We start from the raw sequence: 13,897 nt of genomic DNA, 5'->3' as shown, positions 1-13,897 counted from the left end.
TTTTTAATGATATTAGTTTGCTTATAATAAAAACTCCGCTAAGTAATTAAAAACTTGGCGGAGTTATAATATTTAATAATCCGTTTAGAAAAATGATTACTTATTTTCTTGTAGGAATATTTTCTAAAATTGTAAGTAAAAATTTCCAGAATTTTTGACTTGATTTAATATTTGCTTTTTCATCTGGTGAGTGTGCTCCTTGAATTGTAGGTCCAAAAGAAATCATATCCATTTCTGGGTAATTAGTACCTAAAATACCACATTCTAAACCAGCATGGCAGGCAACTACATTTGCTTTACTATTAAATAGTTTTTCGTAATTTTCAGTTAAAATATTTAATATTTCAGAATCAACATTTGGTTTCCATCCAGGGTACGATCCAGAAAGGCTTACGTCGTAACCTGCTAATTCAAATGGTGCTTTTATTGTATTCGCTAAATCTATTTTAGAAGTTTCTACAGAAGATCTTGTTAAGCAAAGTACCTGAATAAGTTCATGTTTTACAATAACACGTGCAATGTTGTTAGAAGTTTCAACTAAGTCTTCCATATCATTACTCATTCTATAAACACCATTATGTGCAGCATATAAGGTTTTTATTAGAGTAGTTTGACTAATAGCAGTCATTACTTTTTTAGGTAAATCAGTTTTTTCAGCTACAATTTCTAAATTTGGATCAACAGTTTTTAATTCTCTTTTTATGTCTTTAGAAATTCTTTTTAAAGTTTTTAAGAAAATATCTTTTTGTGAATTGTAAACTGCAATAATTGCAAAACTTTCTCTTGGAATTGCATTTCGTAAACTACCACCATTAATTTCAGAAATACGGATATAATCTTGTACAGAGTTTAATACACGATTCATTATTTTATTTGCATTCCCTAAACCTTTGTGAATATCCATTCCAGAATGTCCACCATTTAATCCTGTAATTGAAATAGTATAACCAACACTATTAGTTGGTGTACTTACTTCATTATAAGAGTTTTCTATAGAGATGTCAACACCACCAGCACAACCTATGTCAATTTCATCATCTTCTTCTGTATCAAGATTTAATAAAATTTCACCTTCTAAATATCCAGCTTGTAACCCCATAGCACCTGTCATACCAGTTTCTTCATCAATAGTAAATAATGCTTCAATTGCAGGGTGTTTAATATCTTTAGAAGCTAAAACACTCATTATAGCTGCAACACCTAAACCATTATCAGCTCCTAAAGTTGTACCTTCAGCAGTAACCCAATCTCCTTCAATTTTCATTTTAATACCTTCAGTATCGAAATTAAAAACAGTATCTGCATTTTTTTGGTGAACCATATCTAAATGCGATTGCATTACTATGGTTTTACGGTTTTCCATACCTTTTGAGGCAGGTTTTTTTATTATTACATTCCCAACAGGGTCAACAACAGTTTTAAGGTTTAAATTATTTCCAAAATCAACCATAAATTGTATAACGCGCTCCTCTTTTTTTGAACCTCTTGGAACAGCATTTAAATCTGCAAAATTATTCCAAAGCTCTTTAGGCTCTAATATTCTAATATCATTATTCATAATCAAAATTTATTAATAGGTTTTATTTTATAATTTCTATAATTGTTTCGTTTAATGGTTTACGAACTTTTTTCATACCTCCCATAAGGTCATCATCAGATCTAAAGCCTACTGGAAGCATTAAAACAGATTTTAAATGTTGTTCATTTAAATTTAAAAGTTCGTCAATTTTTTCAGGTATAAATCCTTCCATTGGACATGCATCAATTTTTTCTACAGCACAAACAGTAAGTAAATTACCTAAAATAATATACGCTTGTTGTTTGGCAGAAAGTTGTTTTTCTTCAATAGATTTATTTTGATACATATCAATTAATTGTTTTCTGAAGCCAGCAATAACGGATTCATCAACATTTCTAATTTTTTTTTCTAAATCAAAATAGCTGTTAATATATTCTGTAGTTATATCGTTTTCAATACATAAAATAAGTACATGTGAAGCATCAGCAACCTGACGTTGGTAATATGAATGTGCAACAAGTTTTTCTTGCAATTCTTTATCGGAAATTACAATCATTTTTACAGGCTGAAGTCCAAAAGAAGTTGCAGTTAAATTAAAGGCTTTCTTTAAAGTGTTAATTTGTTGATTTGATAGTTTTTTAGAAGGATTGAACTTTTTTGTTGCGTATCTCCATTCTAAACTATTAATAATATTCATTTTCAATAATTTTAGTTACACAAATTTACTTTAAAAATCTTTAAAAGTAAGTAAACGACAGCTCCTATTTTCATAACTAAAAGTTAATTTTTAAATTTAGAGAGTAAATTATTGTTATGAACGAAAACTTATTACATTTTATATGGAAGCTTAAATTGTTTTCATTAAATAATTTAGAGACAACTAATGGAGAAAAAATTCATATTATTTCAAATGGAATTCATAATTTAAACACAGGTCCAGATTTTTTAAATGCTAAAATTGAAATAGCAAATCAGGTTTGGGCTGGTAATGTAGAAATTCATATAAATTCTTCGGATTGGTATAGGCACAAACACGAAATTGATGAAAATTATGATGCCGTTATATTACATGTTGTTTGGGAACATGATGTAGAAATTTTTAGAAAAAACAATGCCAAAATCTCAACATTAGAATTAAAACAATACATTTCAAAAGAGTTTTTGAATAATTATAGCCAACTTTTTAGTAAAAATAAAAAGTGGATAAATTGTGAAAATGACATACAATTGGCAAATACCTTTATTTTAGATAATTGGTTAGAACGTTTATATTTTGAAAGATTAGAGCAAAAATCAACATTAATCAATCAAATTTTAGTATCTAATAATAACAACTGGGAAGCCACGTTGTTTTGTATGTTGGCAAAAAGTTTTGGGTTAAAAGTTAATGGAGAAGCCTTTTTAAATTTTGCAAACTCGCTAGATTTTTCAATTGTTAGAAAAGTTGCAAGTAATAAAGTACAATTAGAAGCTTTATTTTTTGGGCAAGCAGGTTTACTTTCAAGTACATATGAATCACTTTATTTTGAAAAATTAAAAAGCGAATATGATTACCTTAAAGTAAAATTTAATTTAAAACCGATTTCAAACGGTCAAGTACAATTTTTTAGATTGCGTCCAAATAATTTTCCAACAATTAGACTGTCGCAATTGGCATTTTTATACAGTAAATATCAAAACTTGTTTTCAAAAATAATTGAAATAAATACGTTAGAGTTGTTTTACAAATTATTTGAAATTTCAACATTACCATTTTGGGAAACCCATTATACTTTTGAAAAAGAGTCTAAAAAAAGTACTAAAAAACTTACTAAATCATTTATAGATTTAATTTTAATAAATACTATAATTCCTTTAAAATTTGTACATTTAAAAAGCTTAGGTAAAACTGATTTTAGTGTATTACTTACCGTTTTAGAACAAATTAAGCCAGAAAAAAATATAATTATTTCTAAGTTTAATAACTTAAAAATTAAAAGTCCAAATGCTTTTAAAACTCAGGCATTATTACAGTTGAAAAACGAATATTGCAGCAAACAACTGTGTTTGCAATGTGCAATTGGTAAAACAATTTTGAATAAAAGTTAATTTTCTGTAAAACGTATCTCTTTTATTTTCAATTATAAAGCGCTAAACTAATTATAAATATCAGTTGTCATAATAATCTTTAACCCAGGCAATTATTTGGTTTTCAGTTAAAATATCTGAATTGTGTACACCTAAAAGTTTACGAGAAAATTGCATATTATTTCTTATTTCTTTTTCTAATAACTTTTTCATTTTTGCAGGACCAAAAATTACAAGAGCATCACAGTTTTCAATTTCTTTAAATAGCTCTTTAAAAAACAGATTTATTTGTTCATTTTTTTTGTTTTCTCTGTTTTTCTCATAGGTAATATATTGCCCTCCAAACCGTCCAAATTTTTTAGATTCACCTGGAACACGAACTCTAGTTTCTATGTTAGATGCTATTTTTTTAATGAAATGTTCATTATTTTTAGATAGTCTAATAATTGTAGCTTGTTTTGTGTCTATCCAAATTCCAATGTTTTTTTTCATAATCTACGTTTTAGTAATTAAACAGTTAGGGTAGAAGAAAGGTGGTTGAATTCGAGATTAAAGTTACAAAATAAATAATTTATTAACTACAAAAGCACATAAAAAAAAGCTACAACTTTTGTTGTAACTTTTTAGCATTAATTAGATTGATTGAATTACTATTGTTTAAAAACAATATTTATTTTCAGAAATAACTTTTTCAGCTATTACTTTTCTTAGTTTAATAGGGTTTGGGGTGTTTGTATATTTAGTAAAACGCTTTAATCCCATTAGCATCATACGTTGTTCATCTCCTTCAGAAAAGTAAAGTATTGCTTCTTTTCCCATGTTTGAAGTTTTTTCAATTGCATTGTATAAATTTAATTTTGCCATAGCAATTTGGCATTCGGCAGCTTTTTCTGAAGAAGTTTTAGCTATTTTTTCAGCTTTTAAAACTGCAGATTCAGCCATATAAATTTCTATAAGAACTTCTGCAGCTGCTAAAATTAATTGTTGATGACTTTCTAATTCCATTCCATACTTTTGAACAGCTTGTCCTGAAATCATTAAAAATGCATTTTTTAATTTTGCAATCATAGCTTTTTCTTCTGAAAGTAATTCAGAAAAATCTGGAGTTTCAAAAGAAGGAATTCCCATAAGGCTATTACCAACTTCCATTGCTGGAGTTAATAAATCAATTTCTCCTTTCATTGCTTTTTTAAGTAACATACCAACAGTTAAAAGTCTGTTTATTTCGTTAGTACCTTCGTATATTCTGGTTATTCTAGCATCTCTCCAAGCACTTTCCATAGGTGTATCTTTAGAGAATCCCATACCTCCAAAAATTTGAATACCTTCATCTGAAACAAATTGAGAAACTTCCGATCCAAAAACTTTAATTATTGCACATTCTATAGCATATTCTTGAAAAGCAGCTAACTCTGCATCTTGATGCGATTTACCAGCAGCTAAACCATCATCAATCATATTCTGAATATCTTTTGCTGCTCTATAATTTGCTGCATCTAACGTAAATGTTTTGGCGCTCATTTCAGCATATTTCTTTTGAATAGCACCAAAATTAGAGATAGCAGTTTTAAATTGCTTACGTTCGTTTCCGTATTTAACAGATTCTGTAATAATTCTTCTACTGGCATCTAAACAAGCTGCTCCTAATTTAATACGACCAACGTTTAAAGAATTTAAAGCAATTTTAAAACCTTTGCCTCTTTCAGAAAGCATATTTTCAACAGGAATTAATGTGTCGTTAAAAAATACTTGTCGAGTAGAAGAGGAGGTAATACCTAGTTTATGTTCTTCTTCACCTAATGTAACTCCATTAGGATTTTCTTTATCAAACTCCATGATAAAAGCAGTAATGTTTTTATCATCTTCTATACGGGCAAATACAATAAAAATTTCAGCAAAACCTGCATTTGAAATCCACATTTTTTGACCGTTAATTTTATAATGTGTTCCATCAGCAGTTAATTCGGCAGTTGTTTTACCAGAATTAGCATCACTACCAGCACCAGGTTCAGTTAAACAATAGGCTCCAAATTTTTCTCCTGAAGTTAAAAGAGGTAAATATTTATTTTTTTGTGCTTCGGTTCCGTATAAGAAAATTGGCATTGTTCCAATACCAGTATGTGCTCCAAAAGCTGTTCCTAAAGATCCAGTTGCTGAAGAAATATAATCTGTAACTAACATTGTTGAAACAAATCCCATTCCAATTCCACCGTATTGTTCTGGAATTGCTACACCTAAAAAGCCCATTTCACCAGCTTTACGCATTACTTCTTCTGTAAGTGCGTAATCTTTATTTTCAAAACGTTCTTTATGAGGCCAAACTTCACGGTCTATAAATTCTATAACCGCTTCTTTCATCATTTTTTGTTCTTCATTAAATTCTTCTGAAATAAAAATGTCTTCAGCCTTAATTTCTTTGATTAGGAATTCTCCTCCTTTTATTGTTGCCATAATTTTTTTGATTTTTAGAAAATAGATTTAAGAAAAAAACTTTAGGTTATTTTGGTTTCAAGCAATTTTGAAAGCCTATTCTTATTCTTTGAAATTCTTCTAAATTATCTTCTATATTAGTTAATATTGGTTTAGTTATGTATATATGTGTTTTGTTACACCTTATTGGATTCCCTGTTTGGTTAAGAGTCCATAAATTGTCAAGAAATAAGAAAAGAAGTCCTAATTTCTTTTCTTTAATAGTTGTTTATTTTAATAATTCGTAAACACCAGCAGCACCTTGTCCTGTACCAACGCACATGGTTACTATACCGTATTTGTTTTTGCGTCTACGCATTTCATTAAATAATTGTACTGAAAGTTTTGCTCCAGTACAGCCAAGTGGATGTCCTAAAGCAATAGCTCCACCGTTAACATTTACAATATCTTGGTTAATGTTTAATTCTCGCATAACAGCTAAAGATTGTGATGCAAAAGCTTCATTTAATTCAATTAATTCAATATCGTTAAGTGTAAGGTTTGCTTGTTTTAATGCTTTTGGAATTGCTTTAAGCGGTCCCATTCCCATAATACGAGGCTCAACACCTACAGCAGCGTAAGAAATCATACGTGCTATTGGTTCAATGTTTAATTCTTTCACCATTTCTTCACTCATCACTAATAAAAATGCAGCTCCATCGCTCATTTGAGATGAGTTACCAGCAGTAACACTTCCTCCTTGAGCAAATACAGGTCTTAATTTTGCTAATGCTTCTATTGAAGTTCCTTTTCTAGGTCCTTCATCTGCAGAAATTGTATAGTTTTTTGTTTGTTTTTTTCCGTTTTCGTCTAGAAAAATATTTTCTACAGTAATTGGAACAATATCATCGTTAAACGTTCCATTTTCTTGTGCTTTCAACGCTTTCATATGAGAATTAAACGAAAATTCATCTTGGTCTTCTCTAGAAACTTTAAATTGATTTGCAACAGCCTCAGCTGTTAAACCCATTCCCCAATAATAATCTTCGTTCCCTGCTTTGGCAGTTTTATAATTTGGAACAGGACGATATCCACCCATTGGAATATAACTCATACTTTCAACACCACCGGCAATAATACAATCTGCCATTCCAGATTGAATTTTAGCTGCGGCAATACTAACCGTTTCAAGTCCGGATGCGCAATAACGATTTACGGTCATTCCAGGAACGTCTTCTGTTTTTAATCCCATTAATGAAATTAATCGCCCAATATTTAAGCCTTGTTCAGCTTCGGGCATTGCATTTCCAACAATAACATCGTCAATTCTATGTTTGTCTAATTGTGGAACATCTTTTAATAAATGTTCAATTGTTTCTGCGGCTAATTCGTCAGGTCTTTTAAACCTAAAAACTCCTTTTGGCGCTTTCCCAACTGCTGTTCTATATCCTTGTACTATATATGCTGTTTTCATTTTAATTTAGATGTTAGATTTAAGTATTTAGATTTTAGATATTATCAAGTCTTTTTTGTAATGAATAATTCATTTTTTGAACTTCGGTAATTAAATTTAATACAAGCTGAATTGTTTTTTTTGAAATTAATTCTAGCCAATAGTTAAAGTTAGTTGAGTTTGAAGTTTGTATGAAGAACCATTAGCAACACCCAAAAAATATTTAAATTCTTTATTTGAATTCCTTCCAGCACCTTCAGTAATATTAGAAGGTATTGAAATAGAACTTCTTTTTATTTGAGAAATTAATCCGTATTTTTCATTAGAAGGAAGGTTTGCAACGGCATTGTAAACTAACTTTGTCAGTTTCATTGATTTTTGCCAAATTTTTAAATCTTCAATTTTGTGCATAATTTTTTATCTAATTACTCAATACTGCAATCTCAATACTAATTTTAATTACGTAATGGTTTCCCTGTTTTTAACATATGCTCAATACGTTCTAATGTTTTACGTTCGGTCATTAAACTCATAAAAGCTTCACGTTCAAGATCTAATAGGTATTGTTCTGAAACCATAGTTGTTTCAGATAAATCTCCACCAGCCATAACATAACCTAATTTATTAGCTATTTTTTTGTCGTGTTCAGAAGCATAATGTCCTTTTTCTAAACTATCCGTTCCAACTAAAAACATTCCTAAAGCTTGTTGTCCGTAAACTTGTACTTTTTTAGGAACAGGTTGTGTATAGCCATCTTCAAGCATTTGAATTGCATGACGTTTTGCCGTTGCAATTTGACGGTTTTTATTAACCACAACTAAATCTTTATGTTCTTTTAGGAAACCTAAATCGTAACCTTCGTACGCAGATGTTGCAACTTTAGCCATTGCTACATTTATAAAATAATCGCGTAATTTATTTAGTTTTACATCATCTTTTAAAACTCCTTCAGAAGCTCTTAAAGCCATTTCTTTAGAGCCGGCTCCACCAGGAATAATACCTACACCAAATTCTACTAAACCAATATAAGTTTCAGCAGCTGCAATAACTTTATCGGCGTGCATACTTAATTCGCAACCACCACCAAAAGTGTAGCCGTGTGGTGTAATTAATGTAGGGCACGAAGAGTAGCGTAAACGCATTACGGTATCTTGAAAATATTTAACAGAGAAGTTTAGTTCATCGTATTCTTGTTCAATAGCCATCATAAATACCATAGCTAAATTGGCACCTACTGTAAAATTAGCAGCTTGGTTTCCAAGAATTACAGCGTTGTATTCGGTTTCAGCTAAATCAATTCCTTTATTAATAGCTTGTAAAACTTCACCACCAAGCGTATTCATTTTAGATTGAAATTCTACGTTTAAAACGCCATCTCCTAAATGTTGAATAGAAGCACCTGAATTAGACCAAATGGTTTTAGCTTCTCTAATATTATCAAGAATTATAAAACTATCTTGTCCCGGAATTTTAACTTGTTCTTTTGAAGGAATGTCATAATAATAGTTGGCCCCATCACAAATGGTGTAAAAAGATTTATTTCCGCTAGCAACCATTTCAGTAACCCAAGTTGCAACAGGAATATTTTCAGCTTGCATTAATTCAATTCCTTTTTCTACACCAATGGCATCCCAAATTTGGAACGGTCCGTGTTCCCAACCAAAACCAGCTTTCATAGCATCATCTAGTCTATATAATTCATCTGAAATTTCAGGAATTCTATTTTGAACATAGCCAAACATTGCTGCGAAATTCTTTCTATAAAATTCACCAGCTTTGTCTTTTCCTTTTACCAATACTTTAAAGCGATCAATAACTTTATCAATGGTTTTTGTGAGTTCTAAAGTGGCAAATTTAGCTCTCTTATTTGGGCGATATTCTAAAGTATCTAAATCTAAAGATAGAATTGATTTTTTACCACCTTCAACAACTTTTTTGTAAAAACCTTGTTTGGTTTTACTTCCAAGCCATTTGTTTTCCATCATTGTATTAATAAATGTAGGAAGTTTAAATAGTTCGTGAGCCTCATCGTTTGGACAATTTTCATAAATTCCATTAGCAACATGTACTAAGGTGTCTAAACCGACAACATCAACAGTTCTAAACGTGGCAGATTTTGGGCGGCCAATAACTGGACCGGTTAATTTATCAACTTCTTCAACAGTTAAGCCTAATTCTTTTACTTGATGAAAAAGACTCATAATTCCAAAAATACCAACTCTATTTCCAATAAAGGCAGGAGTATCTTTTGCTAAAACCGAAGTTTTTCCTAAGAATTTCTCTCCATACATCATTAAAAAGTCGGTTACATCTTGTTTACAATTTGGACCAGGAACTACTTCAAATAGTTTTAAATAACGTGGTGGATTAAAAAAGTGTGTTACTGCAAAATGTTGTTGAAAATCTTCACTTCTTCCTTCGTTCATATAACTAATAGGAATTCCAGAAGTGTTTGATGTTATTAAAGTTCCGGGTTTACGATATTTTTCAATTTTTTCAAAAACTGATTTTTTAATATCTAATCGCTCAATTACAACTTCAATAATCCAATCTACATCTTTAATTTTGTGCAAATCGTCTTCTAAATTTCCTGTAGAAATTCTGCTAGCAAATTTCTGATTGTAAATAGGAGAGGGCTTCGATTTTAAGGAAGCCTTTAAGCTGTTATTTACAAGTCTGTTTCTAACAGTTTTGTTTTCAAGTGTTAAGCCTTTTAATTTTTCAGCTTCGGATAATTCACGTGGAATTATATCGAGCAGCAAAACTTCAACACCAATGTTTGCAAAATGACATGCAATACCAGATCCCATAATACCGGAACCTATTACTGCAACTTTTTTAATTGGTCTTTTCATTATTTATGTTTTTTTATTTAGTATGTACATTTTCAAAAATTGCTTTTTCAGCAATTAATTTATTGATGGTTTTAGTTACTTCAAAAAAGTTTTGAATTTTTTCAGGATCAAGTTGGCTTTTTACAGTTTCGTTAAAACGTATAACATATTCTTTAGAAATTTTTCTTTTTTCTAAACCATAACTTGTTAATTTTATTAATACTCCACGACCATCTTCAGGGTTTTTTTCTCTATAAATAGCACCTTTTTCTTCCATGTTTTTTAAAATACGAGATAAGCTTGTAGGTTCCATCCCCATTAAAGGCCCTAAGGAAGTAGAAGGTGTACCATTTACTTTATCTATATTTAATAATACAAATGCCATAGACATAGTACTATCAAATTTTGAAGCTTGTTCGTTATACATTTTTGCCACTGCTTGCCAAGTGGCTCTAAGTACGTGATCTATAGTTTGTTCTTTTTGCATTTACCAAATATATAAAAATTTTACTATGCGTGCATAATAAATAAATAAAATACTGTTAAAAATTATTTGTTTGCTTATTAAAAAAAAAATGAATAAGTTTAAAAAACTAAAAACTTAATATAAAACTATGGCTACTAAAGAATTAATTGGAAAGGTTATTATTCAAGAAAATATTGATACAGTTGATGAAAACAAAATACCAAAAACGTTTGTAATTAATGTTCCCGATCCGTTTAAATCTTATTATAGTAGGTTTACAGATATTAATAAACCAATTTCTATAATTTTTGTAACAAAAGTTCAAAATTCTTTTGAAAAAATATTAAGGACAACTAGAAAAATTAATGATATCTATAATTTAGAGTTAATAGGTGCTAAATGTGAAGTTTCAATAGGTTCGAGAAAATTAAATGGAATACGAGTAAAAGGTATCAATAGATATACGGAAATAGCAACTATACAACAATATTACCATGATGCAGGCTTTGAATTTGCAAAAAGTGAAAAATTTGAAAATACAGATGCATTAATTAGAATTAATAGGTTTTTTAATATTGATGAATTAGAAAAAGGAATATACCAATCTAAAGAAGAGAAAGATGTTTTTTATGTAGAAATACCAGAGCACATATCTTGGGAAGATTTTAGAACATATACTTTTGAAATTAAAAATAATATAACCGATAAAAGTTATGATATTGCAAAAGGTATTTTTTACGTAAATTCGGGTATTACTGAAATGTTACGTGTAGTAAAGCCTAAAGCTACAATAGCATTTTTAAAAGAAATTCAAGATAAATATATAGAGAAAATTAGTTAATTTATTATTAGTATAACTAATTTCCAATAAAATAATTTACTTTCGTTTTTTAAACCAATAATAAAAATAAATGAAACATGTTTTAACGGTTGAAAATGTAAGTAAACGTTATGGAACTTTTACAGCATTAAATAACGTTTCAATTTCTGTACCTAAAGGAAGTGTTTTTGGACTATTAGGTCCAAATGGAGCGGGAAAAACCTCGCTAATTAGAATTATTAATCAAATAACTTTACAAGATAAAGGTAATATATATTTAGATGGTGAACTACTTAAACCTGAGCATGTACAACAGATAGGTTATTTGCCCGAAGAACGAGGTTTATATAAAAGTATGAAGGTTGGTGAGCAAGCTTTATATTTGGCACAACTTAAAGGCTTGTCTAAATCTGATGCCAAAAAGAAACTGAAATATTGGTTTGAAAAGTTTGATATTAGTGATTGGTGGGACAAGAAAATTCAGGAACTTTCTAAAGGTATGGCGCAAAAAGTACAATTTATTGTTACTGTTATGCATACGCCTAAATTATTGATTTTTGATGAACCTTTTAGTGGTTTTGATCCAATAAATGCAAATTTAATAAAAGATGAAATCTTAAAATTACGAGATGAAGGCGCAAGTATTATTTTTTCAACCCATAGAATGGAATCAGTTGAAGAATTATGTGATTATATAGCGCTAATAGATAAGTCTAAGAAAATTTTAGATGGAAAATTAAATACAATTAAAGAAGAATTTAAAACGAATCAGTTTGAAGTCGGCTTGTCTTGTAACGATAAAAATGCAATTTTAAATGAAATAAATTCAACATTTGTTACAACAACTTCAGAAGCAATAGCATTTAATGAAGATCTTCGTTTAACTGTAGATTTAAAAAATACAGAATCTTCAAAAGATTTAATTCAATTCTTAAATAATAAGGCACAAATCACCCATTTTACTGAAATTATTCCAAGTGCTAATGATATATTTTTAAAAGCTGTAGCAAATAATGGATAAATTAAAATTGATAATAAAAAGAGAGTTTTTGGCAAAAGTTAAAAACAAATCGTTTATAGTAATGACTATTTTAAGTCCGCTTTTGATGGTTGCTCTTACCGGATTAATTATATTTTTAAACGTAAAAAATAGTGAAGACGTAAAAACAATAGCATTTGTAGATCAATCTAATTTATTAGAATCTGTATTTACAGATTCAAATTCAACTAAATATGTAGACTTAACAGCTTTAGGTATTGATGAAGCCCGAAAACAAACAGAAGGGAATTATTACGGAGTTTTATATATACCAAAAAATGATAGTTTAAATATACTGGCAAAAGATATTGCATTTTATTCTGAAGATGCGCCAAGTTTGAGTTTGTTGAATGAAATTGAAAATAAATTAGAGAAGAAAATACGTGATTTAAAAATAGAGCAACTTAATTTTGATGTTGAAAAAATAAAAGCAACAGAAACAGATGTTTCAATTACCACCGAAAACTTTTCAGGAGAAAAATCCTCTAAAATAGGTAGTATATTAAGAATGTTTGCAGGTGGTGGATTTGGATATTTAATTTTTATGTTCATTATTATTTATGGTACATCGGTAATGCGTAGTGTAATTGAAGAAAAGACAAGTAGAATTATTGAAGTTATAATTTCATCGGTAAAACCATTTCAGTTAATGTTAGGTAAAATATTAGGAAATGCATTAGCTGGTATTTTACAGTTTATAATTTGGATGATTTCAGCTGGGTTTTTAATGTATATCTTTTCACTCTTTTTTGGACCAGAATCTGCAACAACAGCTACTGCAATTGATCAAATGAACCCTGAAATTACACAGCAATTTCAAGAAACTGTAATGAGTGATATACAAATTGCTTTTATGGAAGTTAGAAATCTACCAATTTTAACAATGTTTTTTTCGTTTATAATATATTTTATTGGAGGTTATTTAATTTACAGTTCTATTTATGCAGCAATTGGAGCTGCAGTAGATAGTGAAACTGATACGCAACAATTTATGATGCCAGTTTTAATGCCTTTAGTTATTGCAATTTATGTTGGTTTTTCTGTAATTGAAAATCCTCATGGGCCAATAGCACTTGCATTTTCATTATTCCCATTAACATCTCCAATAGTTATGTTAATGCGTATTCCTTTTGGTGTACCAATGTGGCAAATTATAACATCTATGGTGCTTTTAATTGGAACATTTATATTAATAGTTTGGTTTGCAGCTAAAATTTATAGAGTAGGAATATTAATGTATGGAAAAAAACCAAGTTATAAAGAATTGTATAAATGGTTGAAATATTAAAA

The 13,897-nt window shown here is 29.4% G+C and carries 12 protein-coding genes; 4 read left to right on the top strand and 8 right to left on the bottom strand.

From position 1 onward, the window contains the following. Window positions 1-100: 100 nt before the first annotated feature. Window positions 101-1,558, bottom strand: a complete 1,458-nt coding sequence (locus MHL31_RS04090; protein ID WP_240227808.1) for an aminoacyl-histidine dipeptidase — start codon at window positions 1,556-1,558, stop codon at window positions 101-103. 22 nt (window positions 1,559-1,580) lie between these two features. Then, window positions 1,581-2,216, bottom strand: a complete 636-nt coding sequence (locus MHL31_RS04085) for a nitroreductase family protein (RefSeq protein ID WP_240227807.1) — start codon at window positions 2,214-2,216, stop codon at window positions 1,581-1,583. 116 nt (window positions 2,217-2,332) lie between these two features. On the opposite strand from MHL31_RS04085, the gene MHL31_RS04080 reads away from it, so the two are divergent. Next, a complete protein-coding gene (locus MHL31_RS04080) occupies window positions 2,333-3,607 on the top strand; it encodes a DUF2851 family protein (RefSeq protein ID WP_240227806.1) in 1,275 nt (424 codons plus the stop codon). A gap of 60 nt (window positions 3,608-3,667) precedes the next feature. Here the strand turns inward: MHL31_RS04080 and MHL31_RS04075 are convergent, their stop codons facing one another. The 6 genes from MHL31_RS04075 to MHL31_RS04050 form a co-directional block, all read right to left on the bottom strand. Further along, window positions 3,668-4,078, bottom strand: coding sequence for a hypothetical protein (locus tag MHL31_RS04075; RefSeq protein WP_240227805.1), 411 nt, complete (start codon window positions 4,076-4,078; stop codon window positions 3,668-3,670). 165 nt (window positions 4,079-4,243) lie between these two features. After that, entirely contained in the window at window positions 4,244-6,037 is a 1,794-nt protein-coding gene (locus MHL31_RS04070) for an acyl-CoA dehydrogenase family protein (RefSeq protein ID WP_240227804.1), read from the bottom strand. 247 nt (window positions 6,038-6,284) lie between these two features. Continuing rightward, window positions 6,285-7,469, bottom strand: coding sequence for an acetyl-CoA C-acyltransferase (locus MHL31_RS04065; RefSeq protein ID WP_240227803.1), 1,185 nt, complete (start codon window positions 7,467-7,469; stop codon window positions 6,285-6,287). 132 nt (window positions 7,470-7,601) lie between these two features. After that, the gene (locus MHL31_RS04060; protein WP_371824136.1) at window positions 7,602-7,859 is read right to left on the bottom strand and encodes a four helix bundle protein; all 258 of its coding nucleotides are present in this window, start codon (window positions 7,857-7,859) and stop codon (window positions 7,602-7,604) included. 44 nt (window positions 7,860-7,903) lie between these two features. Next, window positions 7,904-10,303, bottom strand: coding sequence for a 3-hydroxyacyl-CoA dehydrogenase/enoyl-CoA hydratase family protein (locus MHL31_RS04055; RefSeq protein WP_240227802.1), 2,400 nt, complete (start codon window positions 10,301-10,303; stop codon window positions 7,904-7,906). 13 nt (window positions 10,304-10,316) lie between these two features. Next, window positions 10,317-10,769, bottom strand: a complete 453-nt coding sequence (locus MHL31_RS04050) for a MarR family winged helix-turn-helix transcriptional regulator (RefSeq protein WP_240227801.1) — start codon at window positions 10,767-10,769, stop codon at window positions 10,317-10,319. A 127-nt stretch (window positions 10,770-10,896) separates the two neighbouring features. On the opposite strand from MHL31_RS04050, the gene MHL31_RS04045 reads away from it, so the two are divergent. The 3 genes from MHL31_RS04045 to MHL31_RS04035 all read left to right on the top strand — a co-directional run bounded on the left by MHL31_RS04045 (window position 10,897) and on the right by MHL31_RS04035 (window position 13,895). Next, entirely contained in the window at window positions 10,897-11,589 is a 693-nt protein-coding gene (locus tag MHL31_RS04045; RefSeq protein ID WP_240227800.1) for a hypothetical protein, read from the top strand. A 70-nt stretch (window positions 11,590-11,659) separates the two neighbouring features. After that, the gene (locus MHL31_RS04040; RefSeq protein WP_240227799.1) at window positions 11,660-12,589 is read left to right on the top strand and encodes an ABC transporter ATP-binding protein; all 930 of its coding nucleotides are present in this window, start codon (window positions 11,660-11,662) and stop codon (window positions 12,587-12,589) included. Then, a complete protein-coding gene (locus MHL31_RS04035) occupies window positions 12,582-13,895 on the top strand; it encodes an ABC transporter permease (protein WP_240227798.1) in 1,314 nt (437 codons plus the stop codon). Before MHL31_RS04040 ends, MHL31_RS04035 begins: the two co-directional genes overlap by 8 nt. The last annotated feature ends 2 nt before the right edge of the window (window positions 13,896-13,897 follow it).

This window comes from Lutibacter sp. A80, assembly GCF_022429645.1.
In the GTDB taxonomy this organism is placed as follows: Bacteria; Bacteroidota; Bacteroidia; order Flavobacteriales; family Flavobacteriaceae; genus Lutibacter.
Note: the sequence above shows the minus strand (reverse complement) of the source record. Positions and strands in the feature narration are given on the sequence as shown.

Bases quoted from the DNA above. Each gene is read 5' to 3' on its own strand.
- MHL31_RS04070 (WP_240227804.1), bottom strand. From the start codon at position 6,037: ATGGCAACAATAAAAGGAGGAGAATTCCTAATCAAAGAAATTAAGGCT.
- MHL31_RS04060 (WP_371824136.1), bottom strand. From the start codon at position 7,859: ATGCACAAAATTGAAGATTTAAAAATTTGGCAAAAATCAATGAAACTG.
- MHL31_RS04065 (WP_240227803.1), bottom strand. From the start codon at position 7,469: ATGAAAACAGCATATATAGTACAAGGATATAGAACAGCAGTTGGGAAA.
- MHL31_RS04045 (WP_240227800.1), top strand. From the start codon at position 10,897: ATGGCTACTAAAGAATTAATTGGAAAGGTTATTATTCAAGAAAATATT.
- MHL31_RS04050 (WP_240227801.1), bottom strand. From the start codon at position 10,769: ATGCAAAAAGAACAAACTATAGATCACGTACTTAGAGCCACTTGGCAA.
- MHL31_RS04040 (WP_240227799.1), top strand. From the start codon at position 11,660: ATGAAACATGTTTTAACGGTTGAAAATGTAAGTAAACGTTATGGAACT.
- MHL31_RS04075 (WP_240227805.1), bottom strand. From the start codon at position 4,078: ATGAAAAAAAACATTGGAATTTGGATAGACACAAAACAAGCTACAATT.
- MHL31_RS04085 (WP_240227807.1), bottom strand. From the start codon at position 2,216: ATGAATATTATTAATAGTTTAGAATGGAGATACGCAACAAAAAAGTTC.
- MHL31_RS04035 (WP_240227798.1), top strand. From the start codon at position 12,582: ATGGATAAATTAAAATTGATAATAAAAAGAGAGTTTTTGGCAAAAGTT.
- MHL31_RS04055 (WP_240227802.1), bottom strand. From the start codon at position 10,303: ATGAAAAGACCAATTAAAAAAGTTGCAGTAATAGGTTCCGGTATTATG.
- MHL31_RS04080 (WP_240227806.1), top strand. From the start codon at position 2,333: ATGAACGAAAACTTATTACATTTTATATGGAAGCTTAAATTGTTTTCA.
- MHL31_RS04090 (WP_240227808.1), bottom strand. From the start codon at position 1,558: ATGAATAATGATATTAGAATATTAGAGCCTAAAGAGCTTTGGAATAAT.